Below are 14,054 nucleotides of genomic sequence, written 5' to 3'. Positions count from 1 at the left end.
CGTCATTTACTTGGCGAGGGCCGCTTCTGGTTGGGGAGCAATCTCGAGCGGGATCTTTGCTGCCGCGGCCGGGATGCACGCGGCCAAAATGGCCGCGATGACGGAGATGCCGGCACCGAGAATCAAGGCAACACGGAACCCGGCCTCTGACGGGACCGAAACCCCACCGAAGTCGGTGGTCATCTGGGCCAGGACCAGACCGACGACAGCTGCGCCGGTGGTGGTGCCCAGCGAACGCATCAGGGTATTAAATCCGTTCGCGGCAGCCGTTTCGCTGCGCGGAACCGCACCCATGATGATTGATGGCATGGCACCGTAAGCTAGGGCCACTCCGCCATTGATGACGAAGCTCGTGGCCATCAGGCCCCACGCGCTGCCCATGCCCAGCAGACCAACACCGTAGCCGAGCGCAAGGATCGCAACACCCAGTACCAGGGTGAACTTTGGGCCGCGAGAATTGGTGAGTCGGCCACCCACGGGCGAGAGCACCAGCATCATCAGACCCGCGGGAGCCATCCACAGGCCGGCGGCGAGGATTGACTGTCCCAAACCGTAGCCGGTCTCGGCAGGGAGCTGCAGGATCTGCGGCATGACCAGCATGCTCGCGTACATGCCGAAGCCAACGAAGATAGAGGCGATATTTGTCAGCAGCACGCGAGGGATCACGGCGGTGCGCAGGTCAACCAGCGGATCCTTGGTGCGTGTCTCCCAGATGCCCCACAACAGCAGCGAAACTGCAGCAAGGCCAAGCAGGCTCAGGGTTATGGGTGCTGCCCAACCCCACGAGGATCCCTTGGAGACGGCGAGGATGAGGGAAATTAAGCCGATGGTCAGTCCAATGGCCCCCAACCAGTCGAAGCGCTGGCCCGAGGCGCCGGCGGGCAATGCGGGGATGAATTTCCAGATTCCCAGGACAACGATGAGCGTGACGACCGCGCTGCCGAAGAACAGTGCCCGCCAGTTCGAGAAGTCAACAACTGCCGCAGCGATCGGCATGCCAATTGCACCGCCGACACCCATCGTTGCGCTGACGGTGGCGATCGCCGACGAGAGTCGTTCCTTGGGCACAAGATCTCGCAGCATGGCGATGGCCAGGGGCACCATGCCCGAACCCAGCCCCTGCATGGCCCGTCCCGCGATCATGATTTCCACCGTGGGGGCGATGGCACACACGATGGCGCCCAGGATCAGCGGCATCGCCAGGATGAGGATCATCCGGCGCTTGCCGAACAGGTCGCCCAGGCGGCCCGAAATCGGTACTGCCACGGCGGCGGCCAGAAGTGTCGCGGTGATGATCCAGGCAGTGTTTGATGCCGGGGTGTTAAAAATCGTGGGGAGCTGGGGAATCAGCGGTGTGACCATGGTCTGGGTGATCGATGAGGCGATGCCGGCGGAAGCCAGGACACCTACGACTAGACCTGGGCGGCGGCCAGCGGCGCCGGCCGGGATGGGGTGGGACACGAGGGCCTTTCAGAAGGAATATGCATAATGCATAGAATGTTCATAGTACACGTCGGGGTACGATCGTAGGATCCTTAAAGGGGGGGAAGTATGCCAATGGAACGTCGCGTCGCGGACATCGAATACGAACAGATGCTACTGAGCCGTTATACGGTCGCCCAGCATCGAAATGGTGACGGACTTGACCGCAGTGTCTACCTGCTGATGAGCCGCATCGATGGTCAAGGCCCCATGTCGATTAGCGAGCTGAGCACCGTTTTCCGCTTGGACGCATCAACGCTGCAGCGCCAAACAACCGTCGGATTGCGTGGCGGCTTCCTTGAGCGTGTGCTGGATCCGGTCGGCGGCGTTGCGCGCAAATTCGCCCTGACAAACGCGGGCAGAACACGGCTACGGGAGGTGCGAGAGTACTCGGTGAACGCCATTGAACGTATTCTGGCCGACTGGCCAGATGAGGACGTCAACAAGTTCGCGGAGTTGATGCACCGGTTTAATGTCTCGATCGAGGAGTATCGCGACACAAAGGCCACTTCCTAGCTGGGTGCCAATGCCGCCGTACGGAAAGCGTCCCCTAGGGGATGACCCCTACGCCGAAAGAGTGAGGAATCCGCCGGTGAAGATCATCCGCTGGAGCGGCGACCGATGGCCATAATCACCGTAGCGTTGACCTCATGATCACAGCAGAGGCATTGACAAAAAATTATGGCGTCAAGCGCGCAGTAGATTCGGTGAGTTTCACCGTCCAGCCAGGCAAGGTCACCGGATTCCTCGGCCCGAATGGCGCGGGAAAATCTACCACCATGCGCATGATCGTCGGACTTGACCGACCGTCCACCGGAACCGTGACGGTTAACGGACGCAAGTACGGCGAACACGCCGCCCCGCTGCGTGAAGTCGGCGCACTGTTGGAAGCCAAGTCCGTCCATAAGTCGCGCAGTGCCCGGACCCACCTGCGCTCCTTGGCTGCCACCCACTCGATCCCCAATGCGCGGGTCGACGAAGTCATTGAGCTCACCGGGCTCAGCGCCGTAGCAACCAAAAAGGTCGGCGGATTCTCCCTGGGCATGGGACAACGTCTGGGCATCGCCGTTGCGTTGCTCGGTGACCCACAGACCCTCATCCTGGATGAGCCGGTTAATGGACTGGACCCGGAGGGTGTGCAGTGGGTTCGCCACCTGGCGCGGCAACAGGCAGCACAAGGCAAAACGGTATTCATTTCCTCGCACCTCATGAGTGAAATGGCGCTGACCGCAGATCACCTGATCATCATCGGCCGCGGCCGCATCATCGCCGACGCACCCATTGAACAGGTCATCAGCGGGCAGAATCTACCGACCGCCCGGGTAAAGACCGACGACGCGGACGCCCTGATGAACGCCCTTTTGGGTGAGAACATTCAGGTGACTCGGCTTGACGCTGAAACCATCTCGGTGGTGGGCCTTGATGGGCGCACCATCGCCCAACGGGCACTTGATCACAACATTCTGCTGCACGAACTGACCCCGCAACAGCAATCCCTCGAAGAGGCCTACATGGCTTTGACCCAAAACGACGTTGAATACCACTCGAGCCTGGGCCAACAGGCTTTTGCTGGCACCAATGGAAAGCAGGCTTGAGATGAGTACAACGGCAATGGCTAGGCCGCGCTCGGCCGGCCCCGGCGCAGCAGGCAACGGAAAAGTGTCATTTATGGGAGTGCTGCGCAGCGAATTTATCAAATTCAGCTCCTTGCTCTCCACCTTGATCCTGGTGCTGGCAACCATCGTGGTGATGGTCGGCATTGCAGCGGTTGTTTCCTGGGGTATCGGTTTCTCACTAGAGATGGCCGCTGAATCCCCGGAGATGGCTGCAGAGATGGGAGACCTCGGTGGTATCGCCGCCACGCTCCCGGCCAGTGGGCTGGTCTTCGCCCAATTGATCGTTGGCGCGCTGGCCGTCATGGTGATGAGCTCCGAGTTCACCACCGGTTCGGCCCGATCAACATTTGTTGCCGTCCCGAACCGCCAAATGGTGTTCTGGGCCAAGGCCCTGATGATCACGATCGTCGCGGCAGTGGTCGCCCTGGTCTCGATTCTCCTGTCCTTCCTGGTGGTCAAGCCCATTGTTGGGCACTACAACCTAGACATCGACTTCTCCTCCGAAGCGTTCCAGCGCAGCCTCTGGTTCAGTGTGCTCTATGTGGTGATGGTGGCGTTGATCGGCATGGCGCTCGGTGGACTGCTGCGCAATTCCGCCGGCGGAATTGTCGTGCTGGCCGCACTGTTCTTTGTTCTGCCCATGGCCATGGGCGGGTTCAGCACGATGGTCGATTGGCTGGCCAAGGCCATGCGCTTCCTCCCGGATCAGGCCGGAACCGCACTGACCCAGCTGACGGTGGCCCCCGGCGGGCTGGAACAGTGGCAAAACGGCCTGCTCATGGCCGCGTGGTCACTGATTCCCTTGATCCTCGCCGCCATCGTTCTGCAGCGTCGCGACATCTAATCGGTCGCAATAATCGCTAGGCTCAGATCATGAGAGAAAATACGTCAAAGCTCGCCTCCAGTTCACTGGAGGCGAGCTTTGACGAGCTCTCGGCCCACCGCATCGGCCGACTCCGCCGTTTTATGCGAGCGCATCCAACCCTTGTTGATGTTGCAGTGGTGGTCCTCTATTTCCTGCTGACGGCCAGCAGCATCATCGATTCCGCCCTGTCCTCACACTGGCCCACGGTCGTTTTATTACTGCTTTCGGGCATCCTGCTCTTCTTCCGGCGGGGCTGGCCGATGCTCGTCCTTTTTGTCTCGGTGGCCCTGGACTCATCGGCAACCCTGCTCGACTCCTCCTACGTGGGCGGAAGCACGGGTTTGTGGCTGGCGCTTTATGCCGCGGCGACCAAGTACTCGGCACGGCGGATGTACATCCTGATGATCTTGTTCACCGCCCTGCAGGGGCTGATCTTCAGTATCTTTGGGATGCCCTCGATGTTCAGCGAGTCTCCCGAAGATCAAGCGACCCTCGCAGAACTGGGTGGACGTGAACTGACCATGGTGTTGGTGATCGGCATGATGCTGGGTACGAACTTCGCCGCCGTGGCCATCGGCGCGGCAGTGCGAAACCAGCGACTCCACGAGGCGGAGCTGAACAACTGGGCCAAGCGCGTCCAGACGCTGGCTAGGGTGCGCGAACGGACACGGATCGCCCGCGAGATGCATGACGTGGTGGCGCATTCACTCTCGGTCATGATTGCCCTCTCCGATGGCGCGGCGGTGGTGCTCAAGCGCGACCCGATTCGCGCGGGAGAGGTCCTGAACGAACTCTCCAGCACCGGGCGGCGAGCCTTGGGCGACATGCGCCGGGTGATCGGAGTGTTGCGCACTGGGGAGGACACCTCTCTAGCGCCACAGCCGGCGGCCGAATCGGTGGAACAGATGCTCGCGGGATTCACCGTGGCTGGGTTGCCGCTGCGCTTTACCCAATCCGGGCCGACATTGCCCGAGAGCGCAACATTCCAACTGACCGTTTTTCGCATCATTCAGGAATCACTGACCAATGTGCTGCGCTATGGTCGCAACGTGAATTTGGTGGAGGTCTTGGTGCACCGCGAGGGCGAAGACGTGAGCGTGCGCATCCATGACGACGGCACCCACCAAGGATCCTTGCGCGAAAACATTGGATCGGGGCAGGGAATCCGCGGCATGGCCGAACGAGCCGCCCTCTTTGAGGGATCCTTGACGGCCGGCCCCAGCGCCTCCGGCGGGTGGACAGTCACCGCCAACCTCAGGTTGCCGAGGCCGACCCGTTGCCCAGAAGAACCCACGCCGCCGGCCGCCCGGCCCACGGCGGTTAAGCCTCAACACCAAGGATCGTGAATCGTAAACATGTCAGACACCGTTGAAGATCCAACACCGCGCATTGGGGTGCTGCTGGTTGATGACCAGCCGTTGCTGCGCATGGGATTCAGGCTCATCCTGGAGGGTGAGGGCGATCTCGCCATCCTCGGTGAGGCCTCGGACGGTGCCGATGGTGTGCGCCAGGCGCTGAAGTTAAAGCCGGACGTGGTGCTCATGGACGTCCGGATGCCCACCATGGACGGTATCGAGGCCACCACCCGCATCGTCAAGGAGCTGCCCGATACCAAGGTCATCATCCTCACGACCTTCGACCTCGACGAATACGCCTTCGCCGGGCTGCAAGCCGGTGCCAGCGCATTCCTGCTCAAGGACGTGGCCCCGGAAGAACTGGTGCAGGCCGTGCGCCTGGTGGCATCGGGTGATGCGGTGGTCGCACCCCGAGTCACGGCACGACTGCTGGAAACCTATGTGCGCAACGGCGCCCCGAACCGGGCCAACAACACGGCCCCGGAACGGGACCCGCTGCTCGAAGACCTGACCCCACGCGAGCTCGAGGTGCTCGGAGCGATGTCCGAGGGACTCTCCAACGCCGAAATCGCTCACCGCTTCTTCCTCTCCGAGGCCACGGTGAAAACTCATGTGCGGCGAATCCTGACCAAGTTGCATCTGCGTGATCGCGTCCAGGCAGTGGTCTACGCCTATGAGACGGGTCTGGTTATTCCCAGCCAGGGACTTGACTACTAGGGGGAGTGATGAATTTCGAACTGCTGCGCTCGCCGTGGCTCCTGCTGGCCGGGGTCTTGTTGGTGGCCGGCGCATTTTTGATCACCAACTTCGCGCTTCCCATCCTCGGGTGGGCTAGCATCGTTGCAGGTGCAGCGGCCCTGGTGGTGGCCCTGCTTCGTACCCGAACCTAAATCATCCCTCACACCTCTTCACCCATATCAGCCACGGAAAGTTTCGAATGCCCAGCGCAGCCATCAAGCACATCAACGACCTCGCCGCCTTCGTAGCGGCCTCGCCCTCGTCCTTCCACGCGGTCGCCGAGGCGGCGCGCAGACTTGATGCCGCGGGCTTTAGCGCTCACGCTGAGGACGCTGCCTGGGAGCTGAGCGCAGGGGGTCACTATGTGATCCGCGACGGAGCGATCATCGCCTGGGTGCAGCCGGCCACCGCCACCGCGAGCACCGGATTCCACATCCTTGGCTCACACACGGATTCGCCGTCCTTTAAGCTCAAGCCCAAGCCGACGACCGGGGCCCACGGCTGGCTGCAGGCCGGAGTCGAGGTATACGGCGGCCCGCTGCTGAACTCCTGGCTGGATCGCGAGCTCTTGCTCGCCGGACGGCTGGCGATGAAGGACGGGCACACCGTGCTGGCCCGCACCGGCGCGCTGCTGCGCTTCCCGCAGTTGGCCATCCATCTAGATCGGGCGGTCAATGAGTCGCTGACGCTGGACAAGCAGACGCACATGAACCCCGTGTGGGGGATTGGAAACCCGGCCGAAGCCGATGTGTTGGCAGTGCTCGCCGAAAGTGCGGGGGTGGACGCGGCGCAGATCGGCGGTTACGACGTGGTGGTGGCCGACACCCAAGCCGGTGAAATCTTCGGCGGATCCAACGAGTTCTTTGCCTCCGGGCGGCTGGATAACCTCTCCTCGGTACACGCCTCACTGGTGGCACTGATCGAGCACGCGGCAACGGGCACAGGTGAGCACATTGCCCTACTGGCGGCCTTTGACCACGAAGAAATCGGGTCCTCCTCCCGCTCCGGTGCCTGCGGCCCGTTCCTCCAAGACATGCTCGAACGCATCGGGCACCACCTCGGCGCCGACACCCAGGACCGCAACCGCGCCTATGCCAATTCCTTCTGCGTCTCGGCCGATGCCGGTCACTCGGTGCACCCGAACTACGCGGGACGTCACGACCCGGCCAACCGCCCGCTGCTGGGCGCCGGACCACTGTTGAAGATCAACGCGAACCAGCGCTACGCCACCGACGGCATCGGGGCGGCACTCTTCGCCCGGCTCTGCGAGCAGGCTCAGGTGCCGTATCAGGAGTTTGTCTCCAATAATCAGATGCCGTGCGGTTCCACCATCGGCCCGCTGACCGCCACGCGTCTGGGTATCCGCACCGTGGATGTTGGCATCCCGCTGCTCTCGATGCACTCGGCACGCGAAATGTGTGGAGTGGAGGATCCGCTGCGCCTGGCCAAGATCTCCGCGGCCTTCTTCGCCGCCTAACAACACACCGTGAAGGGCATCATAAAAGCGTGCACCGGATAGCGAGTTAACACTCGCAGGTCACGAGGTGTTCATGCGTGTGTGCTTTGCTCGCGGGCATGAACACCGATTTAAAGCCGCCGCGCCGTTTCCTGCCAGAGGTTCAATCGCTGCGAGCCCTCGCTGTCGCTTTGGTGGTGGCCTATCACCTGGAACCGCGTTTGGTGCCGGGCGGATTTGTTGGTGTGGATGTCTTTTTTGCCATCTCCGGATTCCTGATCACCGGACATCTGCTGCGCGAGGTTCGCGCCTCGGGTCGGATCAACCTGCCGGGGTTCTGGGCGGCACGTGTGCGCCGCATCCTTCCCGCGGCCTTTGTGGTCATCATCGCGGTAGTCATTGCCACGCTCCTCTTCCTTCCTTCCACGTTGTGGAAAACGGTGGGAACCGCGGCACTGGCCTCGGCGTTCTCGGTGGAAAACTGGGTGCTGGCTGCCAATGCGGTGGACTACCTGGCCGCCGATCAAGCTCCCACGGCGCTGCAGCACTTCTGGTCATTGGGCGTGGAGGAACAGTTTTACCTCTTCTGGCCACTGTTGGTACTGCTCGCCATGTGGGTGGGGGGTCGTAACTGGGCAGCCAAGAAGGCCGAACGTGTGGGCCGTCGGGGGCTGAGCGGTGCCCTGCCACGTGCCGCCCTGGCCCTGGTCTTTGGTGCGGTCATCATCATCTCGCTGATTTATTCGATGGTTCTGGTGGGCTCGGGGGATCCCGCGGCCTACTTCGTGACCCCCGCCCGGGTGTGGGAAATGGCTGCAGGCGGCCTGCTGGCGCTCTTCCTCGCCCCCGCGGAGCCGGGCCTGATGCCCCGCACCATCAAATGGTTCCAGACACCGGGTGTCCGTACCGCTGTGGCCTGGGCTGGCTTTGCGGCCATCGCGGTGGCGGCCTTTGGTTATGATGCGAAAACGCCGTTCCCAGGGGCCTCGGCGGCCCTTCCGGTGCTTGGCACCCTGGCGGTGATCCTTGCCGGGGAGACCCGCGGGATGTTGGCCCCACAAAAGCTGTTGGAGCATTCGGCGGTTCAATGGTTGGGCAACATCTCCTACTCGCTTTATCTGTGGCATTGGCCGGTATTGACCTTCTTCCTCTTCTTCGCCGAGCGTGAGCCGCGAGCGTTGCAGAGCATCGGCTTGTTGGTGCTCAGCCTGCTGCTGGCCACGGCGAGTTACCGCTGGATCGAAACCCCCGCACGGAACTTCGCCCCACTGCAATCCTCAAGCTGGCGGGCTCTGGGCGTCGGCGCGGTGGCACTGAGCATGGTTGCCGCGATGTCCCTGGCCCCGGGAGCGCTGGCCCAGCGAGAAGTTGTGGCTCAGGAACGGGCCGCGGCCACGATGCTTGCCGCTCCGCCCGAGGGCTTCGGCGCCGCTTCGGTTCCCGCCGGCGCGCCCGCCTACCTGCAGGGCATGAAGCAGATCGTCCCGGTCCCCGCGGAAGCCGCCAGCGACCTGCCCGATCTGGGCGAATGTGTACAAAAGCCGCAGTCCGAGGTGACCCGCGAATGTATCCGCGGTGCTAAGGACGGCAAATTTACGATCGCCCTGGTGGGGGATTCTCATGCAGCGCATTGGTTTAGGGCGGCGGAAGCAACCGCCGAGCAACATGGCTGGAAGGTCCTCACGTATCTGAAAAACTCCTGCCCCTTCACCGCCACCGAGCGGACGGCGGAGAAGAATGGCAGTATTTCTTGCCAGCAAGCCAATAGGGACACCCTTGAGCGGATCGTTTCTCGTGGCGATGTGGACGCCGTGGTGACCAGCCACTGGGCCGGGTCGGCCTTTGCCAAGGGTGCCGCGGAGGGCTTCGCCCAATACTGGGATGCACTCGAGGATGCGGGCATTTCTGTCTATCCAATTCTGGACACCCCACGTCCGGGCCTGAAGACCTACGCGCGTGACTGTGTGGTGCAGCATCCGGAGCAACTTCAATCCTGTGGCACGCCGAAGTCGAAGGCCTTCGAGGCCAACGACTTCACGCTCTCTGCGGCCAAGCTCGACCCGCGGGTTGATGTCTTGGATTTCTCCGACCAGTTCTGCAGCAACGAGTTCTGCCCGGCGGTGATCGGCAACGTGTTGGTGTATCGGGACAAGCACCACATCTCCGACACCTATATGCGCACGCTAGCGCCGGTATTTGACCAACGGTTGCTCGCCGCGATGGATAAAGATCACCTGGAATCGAGCCGCTAAAGCCGATGCGTGATGCAGCGCACCAGAACTTGTCGGGGCAAAGCGCGTTTTTCAGCTAGAATAGTTGAGGCTGTTTCTGCCGCGCCCAGCAATCGGGTTGCGGCGACAGCAAATGCAAAGAACCTCCTGTTGCGGAAATGCCGTGACCGTTTAGCCCAAAGGAGGTGGGTTCACATGCGTGCTTATGAATTGATGGTGCTGATCGACCCCGAGGTCGACGAGCGAACCGTTGAACCGACCCTCGGTAAGTTCCTGGACGTTGTCCTCAACGATGGTGGAACCATCGAAAAGGTTGACATCTGGGGCCGTCGCCGCCTGGCCTACGACATTCAGAAGAAGAATGAGGCCATTTACGCGGTAGTTAACTTCACCGCTACCCCCGCTACTTCCGCAGAGCTTGATCGCCAGCTGAGCCTCAATGAGACCATCATGCGTACCAAGATCACCCGCCCGGAAGAGGCAAAGGTCGTAGCAGAGTAATTCTGCTTTTCGATCTTCGTAGAACAACACTTTAGGAGGCTCCAATGGCAGGCGAGACAGTCATTACGGTTATTGGTAATTTGACCGCTGACCCGGAACTGCGTTTCACCCCGTCAGGATCGGCAGTGGCGAACTTCACCATTGCTTCGACCCCGCGAACCTTCGATCGTCAGACCAATGAATGGAAGGACGGCGACACGCTGTTCCTCCGGGCTTCGGTGTGGCGTGAGGCTGCTGAAAACGTCGCTGAGACGTTGACCAAGGGCATGCGAGTCGTCGCCCAGGGTCGCCTTAAGTCGCGTTCTTACGAAACCAAAGAAGGCGAAAAGCGTAACGTCACCGAGCTAGAGGTCGATGAAATCGGCCCATCGTTGCGTTACGCCTCGGCTAAGGTCACCCGTACCCAGCGCTCCGGCGGTGGCAACGGTGGTGGCTTTGGCGGCCAGCAGAACTCCGGCGCTCCTGCCGGCGGCAATCAAGGTGGCAACGGTGGTTTCGGTGGCGGCAACGCTGGCGGAAACAACGGTGGCGGCTGGAATGCACCTGCAGCCGATCCATGGGGCGCTCCTGCCGGAGGAAACAACGGCGGATGGGGCAACCCGGGTTCCGACGAACCGCCCTTCTAAACACATTTATTCACCATCCCGCAGAATCTTCTGCGGGCTCCACCTGAATTAAGGAGCTCCACGATGGCTAAGGCTGAACTCCGTAAGCCCAAACCAAAGTCCAATCCCTTGAAGGCCGCTGACATCACTGTCATCGACTACAAGGACGTAGCATTGCTGCGCAAGTTCATTTCGGATCGCGGAAAGATCCGTGCCCGTCGCGTTACCGGCGTTTCCGTACAGGAACAGCGCAAGATCGCACAGGCCATCAAGAACGCGCGCGAAGTGGCATTGCTGCCTTACTCCGGCGCTGGCCGCGGCTAAGGAAGGTATACCAACATGGCAAAGCTCATTCTGACCCACGAAGTTACCGGCCTCGGTGCCGCAGGCGACATCGTCGAGGTGAAGGATGGTTACGCACGTAACTACCTTCTCCCGCGTTCATTCGCTATCACCTGGACCAAGGGCGGTGAGAAGCAGGTTGAGTCGATCAAGGCCGCCCGTGCTGCTCGCGCTGTTGCATCCTTGGAAGAGGCACAGGCACTCGCTGCTTCGATTTCCGCCAAGCCGGTCAAGTTGACCGTCAAGGCTGGCGCTACCGGTCGCCTCTTCGGCACCGTGAAGACCGACGACATCGCCAAGGCTGTTTCAGCTGCTGGCGCTGGCTCGATCGACAAGCGCAACATCGAAATTGACGACCACATCAAGTCGACGGGTAACTACTCGGCTACCGTGCGTCTGCACGCTGATGTTTCGGCAAAGATCTCTCTCGTAGTTGTTGCTGTAAAGAAGTAATTTCTTTAGCAACTACCGTCGTCCTTGACGACAACCTACTGTGGACCCCACCTTTGGTGGGGTCCACAGTAGGTTAACGCGACTACCCGTGAGGGCTTTGAAGCTCGCAGAACCGCCCGTCGATGAATGTCGGTCATCCGGCCATCGGCCAACCTATCGCCGGTACTCCGAAGCCTCAAGGATTCGACGCCGGACCTAGCGCTCGAAGCCCGGGGTACGTAATGTTTCCATGACAAGGGCCTTCCCCAGTAATGCCCACCCATGGACAGGCGAAGCGCACATGAAACTGACACTCACCGAGTTTGTAAGTCTTGATGGGGTCTGCCAAGGTCCGGGTTCTCCGGAGGAAGACCGCAGCGGTGGTTTCACCCGCGGCGGCTGGTTCGTTCCGCATATGGACGAGGCCTTCATTGACCAGGCCGCTCAGTGGCTCCGCTTGGCCGATGGATTGCTGTTGGGTCGGCGGACCTATGAGGCTTTTGCCCGGGACTGGCCGGAGATTACTGCCGAAGATGACCCATTTACCGGCCTGATGAACTCCTTGCCGAAGTATGTTGCCACTCAGACCCTCAGCGAAGGAAGCTGGAACCCGACCACCGTTCTTTCCGGCGACGTCCCCGCACGTGTTGCGGAACTCAAGGCCACCCCCGGCAAGGAACTGCAGATTCACGGAAGTGCACGATTGGCCGGCAGTTTGTTGGCAGCGGGACTCATTGATGAACTCCGTCTGGTGGTGGCGCCCGTGGTCGTTGGTCAGGGCCGGCGACTCTTTGTTGATGGCGGTGCCCCTGCCGGCTTACAACTGGTCAGTGCCACAACCACTCCGGGCGGCCTAGCGATCCTCACCTATGAGAAAACGGGGACAGCAGCGTTCGCGACCTATACCGGTGTTGCCGACGTTGGGTGATCGGTAGCGCGAGCTCGATCTGCGGCTAAGTCGAGGGGAGTTCGCAACGGCGGACGTAACCAGGAAAGTTACGTGTGGTCGAGCTCTCATCCGCGAGCGTTCAGCAGCTTAGACACTTTTACAGTGGAAGTGTTCACTTGTCACGAGTTCGTCGCAGATTCTTCGATTTGAACGCTTCATGACTTCTCATGTCGAAATAAACTTTGACGAGACGTAATTATTGCTTCTAACGTTAGTGATGAATCAAGAGTGTCAACGTCAGGCCCTGGCCCGTTGGCCGGCAACCCTCTCACGGTGGTGGGGTGCTCCAGGTGATGATTCGGCCGAACGGGACCCCGGGCGGCAAACACCGCTCACCTCGCAGGTTATCGCGTGAATCTCACGCACCTGGGACGGTGGCAGAAGCCGAAGGATTGAGCATCATGACTCTTACCTCTGACCTCACGCCCAATACTCTGCGCAATGTTTTTGCCCAGCACCCATCGGGCATTGCAGCGCTCTGCGCGATCGTTGATGGAGAGCCTCAAGGAATTATCGCCTCCTCCTTCACCGTTGGTGTCTCCATGGATCCACCGCTGGTGATGTTTGCCGTTCAGAACACCTCGCGCACCTGGCCTCTGGTGCGCAGCAGCGGCCGTATCGGTGTTTCGGTACTCAGCGAAAAGAATGAGGGCGTCTGCCGTCAGATTGCTTCCAAGGCGGGGGACCGCTTTGCCGGTCTTCGCCTAGATTCGACCGACGCGGGCGCGCTGTTCTTGCACGACGCCACGTTGTGGCTTGACTGCTCGATCGAGCAGGAGATCGAGGCTGGGGATCACCAGGTAGTGATCATGCGCGTGCACGGCCACGAGACGCACGATAACGCCCATTCGCCGCTGGTATTCCACGGTTCGGCTTTCCGCCGACTGGAAGCCGAGCAGCTGGTCTCCTAGGGCGTCTAGCGTTCAACGGGCTCCCGGCATGTGATGTCGAATCTTGGATTCGGCCTCAGGTGCCGGGAGTCTTTTCTTTGGCCAGGTTCTTGGCCTATGAGGGGCAATGCACCACATCCATCATGTAGCGGTAGCCATCGGCGGCCAACTGCCGCAAGATCTGAAGATCGACGTCCGCAAGCTTGTTGATATAGAGGCACGATGCCCCGAGCTTGTGTTTGCCTAGTTGCGCCAGAAGCGCTGGGGCCGTGGGGGCGATGGTCAGCCCATACAGTGCAAGATTGGCCGAACGTGGCGAAAAGCCGATGGCGACGGCGTCCCCTTCGCGCCCTGATTCATAGACGTAGTGGTAGATTCCGAAACCAACAATTGTTGGACCCCACATTTTCGGCGGCTGTCCACTGACTTCTCCCATCATGTCCGCGAGAATCGTGGCGTCGGCCCGCCGGGTTGGATGGGGCACGGCTGCGATGAATTCGTGGGGGTCGATGGCCGTGGGCTTGGTCTTGTTCTCGCTCATGTGGCCCAGTGTGGCAGTGCGACGTGACGCCCATCAATGTCCACTATCCCC

16 protein-coding genes and 1 riboswitch are annotated in these 14,054 nt (G+C 61.1%); of the genes, 14 read left to right on the top strand and 2 right to left on the bottom strand.

Annotated elements, in window-relative coordinates; all coding sequences use genetic code 11:
* Window positions 1-6 precede the first annotated feature (6 nt).
* Complete coding sequence (locus HED64_RS05375; RefSeq protein ID WP_342590654.1) at window positions 7-1,461, bottom strand: MFS transporter; 1,455 nt, start codon at window positions 1,459-1,461, stop codon at window positions 7-9.
* Window positions 1,462-1,551: 90 nt separating this feature from the next.
* On the opposite strand from HED64_RS05375, the gene HED64_RS05370 reads away from it, so the two are divergent.
* The 14 genes from HED64_RS05370 (at window position 1,552) to HED64_RS05305 (ending at window position 13,483) form a co-directional block, all read left to right on the top strand.
* Complete coding sequence (locus HED64_RS05370; protein ID WP_245325632.1) at window positions 1,552-1,998, top strand: MarR family winged helix-turn-helix transcriptional regulator; 447 nt, start codon at window positions 1,552-1,554, stop codon at window positions 1,996-1,998.
* A gap of 134 nt (window positions 1,999-2,132) precedes the next feature.
* Window positions 2,133-3,077 carry an ATP-binding cassette domain-containing protein gene (locus HED64_RS05365; RefSeq protein WP_132360661.1) on the top strand — a complete coding sequence of 315 codons (945 nt, stop codon included), beginning with the start codon at window positions 2,133-2,135 and terminating at the stop codon, window positions 3,075-3,077.
* 1 nt (window position 3,078) lies between these two features.
* Entirely contained in the window at window positions 3,079-3,942 is an 864-nt protein-coding gene (locus HED64_RS05360) for an ABC transporter permease (RefSeq protein ID WP_245325631.1), read from the top strand.
* Window positions 3,943-3,971: 29 nt separating this feature from the next.
* Entirely contained in the window at window positions 3,972-5,309 is a 1,338-nt protein-coding gene (locus tag HED64_RS05355; RefSeq protein ID WP_168150999.1) for a sensor histidine kinase, read from the top strand.
* Window positions 5,310-5,318: 9 nt separating this feature from the next.
* Complete coding sequence (locus HED64_RS05350; protein WP_168150998.1) at window positions 5,319-6,035, top strand: response regulator; 717 nt, start codon at window positions 5,319-5,321, stop codon at window positions 6,033-6,035.
* A gap of 8 nt (window positions 6,036-6,043) precedes the next feature.
* The gene (locus tag HED64_RS05345; protein ID WP_168150997.1) at window positions 6,044-6,208 is read left to right on the top strand and encodes a hypothetical protein; all 165 of its coding nucleotides are present in this window, start codon (window positions 6,044-6,046) and stop codon (window positions 6,206-6,208) included.
* Between the two features lie 47 nt (window positions 6,209-6,255).
* Complete coding sequence (locus HED64_RS05340; RefSeq protein ID WP_168150996.1) at window positions 6,256-7,533, top strand: M18 family aminopeptidase; 1,278 nt, start codon at window positions 6,256-6,258, stop codon at window positions 7,531-7,533.
* Between the two features lie 98 nt (window positions 7,534-7,631).
* Window positions 7,632-9,764, top strand: coding sequence for an acyltransferase family protein (locus tag HED64_RS05335; protein WP_168150995.1), 2,133 nt, complete (start codon window positions 7,632-7,634; stop codon window positions 9,762-9,764).
* Between the two features lie 174 nt (window positions 9,765-9,938).
* Window positions 9,939-10,244, top strand: a complete 306-nt coding sequence (gene rpsF, locus HED64_RS05330; RefSeq protein WP_068732441.1) for a 30S ribosomal protein S6 — start codon at window positions 9,939-9,941, stop codon at window positions 10,242-10,244.
* Between the two features lie 44 nt (window positions 10,245-10,288).
* Entirely contained in the window at window positions 10,289-10,870 is a 582-nt protein-coding gene (locus HED64_RS05325) for a single-stranded DNA-binding protein (RefSeq protein ID WP_132360651.1), read from the top strand.
* Between the two features lie 63 nt (window positions 10,871-10,933).
* Window positions 10,934-11,173 (top strand): 30S ribosomal protein S18, encoded by a 240-nt coding sequence (gene rpsR / locus HED64_RS05320; RefSeq protein ID WP_007269381.1) that lies wholly within the window; start codon window positions 10,934-10,936, stop codon window positions 11,171-11,173.
* Between the two features lie 15 nt (window positions 11,174-11,188).
* Window positions 11,189-11,644, top strand: coding sequence for a 50S ribosomal protein L9 (rplI, locus tag HED64_RS05315; RefSeq protein WP_132360649.1), 456 nt, complete (start codon window positions 11,189-11,191; stop codon window positions 11,642-11,644).
* Between the two features lie 280 nt (window positions 11,645-11,924).
* A complete protein-coding gene (locus tag HED64_RS05310; protein WP_168150994.1) occupies window positions 11,925-12,551 on the top strand; it encodes a dihydrofolate reductase family protein in 627 nt (208 codons plus the stop codon).
* 241 nt (window positions 12,552-12,792) lie between these two features.
* A riboswitch (SAM riboswitch) is annotated at window positions 12,793-12,906 on the top strand.
* Between the two features lie 67 nt (window positions 12,907-12,973).
* Complete coding sequence (locus tag HED64_RS05305) at window positions 12,974-13,483, top strand: flavin reductase family protein (protein ID WP_168150993.1); 510 nt, start codon at window positions 12,974-12,976, stop codon at window positions 13,481-13,483.
* A 94-nt stretch (window positions 13,484-13,577) separates the two neighbouring features.
* Here the strand turns inward: HED64_RS05305 and HED64_RS05300 are convergent, their stop codons facing one another.
* Window positions 13,578-14,003, bottom strand: a complete 426-nt coding sequence (locus HED64_RS05300) for a DUF1801 domain-containing protein (protein WP_168150992.1) — start codon at window positions 14,001-14,003, stop codon at window positions 13,578-13,580.
* Window positions 14,004-14,054 lie beyond the last annotated feature (51 nt).

The sequence above is a fragment of the Paeniglutamicibacter terrestris genome, assembly GCF_012271785.1.
Lineage (GTDB): Bacteria > Actinomycetota > Actinomycetes > Actinomycetales > Micrococcaceae > Paeniglutamicibacter > Paeniglutamicibacter terrestris.
Note: the sequence above shows the minus strand (reverse complement) of the source record. Positions and strands in the feature narration are given on the sequence as shown.

Coding starts and splice junctions, on each gene's coding strand:
- HED64_RS05370 (WP_245325632.1), top strand. CDS start 1,552: ATGCCAATGGAACGTCGCGTCGCGGACATCGAATACGAACAGATGCTA.
- HED64_RS05365 (WP_132360661.1), top strand. CDS start 2,133: ATGATCACAGCAGAGGCATTGACAAAAAATTATGGCGTCAAGCGCGCA.
- HED64_RS05360 (WP_245325631.1), top strand. CDS start 3,079: ATGAGTACAACGGCAATGGCTAGGCCGCGCTCGGCCGGCCCCGGCGCA.
- HED64_RS05355 (WP_168150999.1), top strand. CDS start 3,972: ATGAGAGAAAATACGTCAAAGCTCGCCTCCAGTTCACTGGAGGCGAGC.
- HED64_RS05350 (WP_168150998.1), top strand. CDS start 5,319: ATGTCAGACACCGTTGAAGATCCAACACCGCGCATTGGGGTGCTGCTG.
- HED64_RS05345 (WP_168150997.1), top strand. CDS start 6,044: ATGAATTTCGAACTGCTGCGCTCGCCGTGGCTCCTGCTGGCCGGGGTC.
- HED64_RS05340 (WP_168150996.1), top strand. CDS start 6,256: ATGCCCAGCGCAGCCATCAAGCACATCAACGACCTCGCCGCCTTCGTA.
- HED64_RS05335 (WP_168150995.1), top strand. CDS start 7,632: ATGAACACCGATTTAAAGCCGCCGCGCCGTTTCCTGCCAGAGGTTCAA.
- rpsF (WP_068732441.1), top strand. CDS start 9,939: ATGCGTGCTTATGAATTGATGGTGCTGATCGACCCCGAGGTCGACGAG.
- HED64_RS05325 (WP_132360651.1), top strand. CDS start 10,289: ATGGCAGGCGAGACAGTCATTACGGTTATTGGTAATTTGACCGCTGAC.
- rpsR (WP_007269381.1), top strand. CDS start 10,934: ATGGCTAAGGCTGAACTCCGTAAGCCCAAACCAAAGTCCAATCCCTTG.
- rplI (WP_132360649.1), top strand. CDS start 11,189: ATGGCAAAGCTCATTCTGACCCACGAAGTTACCGGCCTCGGTGCCGCA.
- HED64_RS05310 (WP_168150994.1), top strand. CDS start 11,925: ATGAAACTGACACTCACCGAGTTTGTAAGTCTTGATGGGGTCTGCCAA.
- HED64_RS05305 (WP_168150993.1), top strand. CDS start 12,974: ATGACTCTTACCTCTGACCTCACGCCCAATACTCTGCGCAATGTTTTT.
- HED64_RS05300 (WP_168150992.1), bottom strand. CDS start 14,003: ATGAGCGAGAACAAGACCAAGCCCACGGCCATCGACCCCCACGAATTC.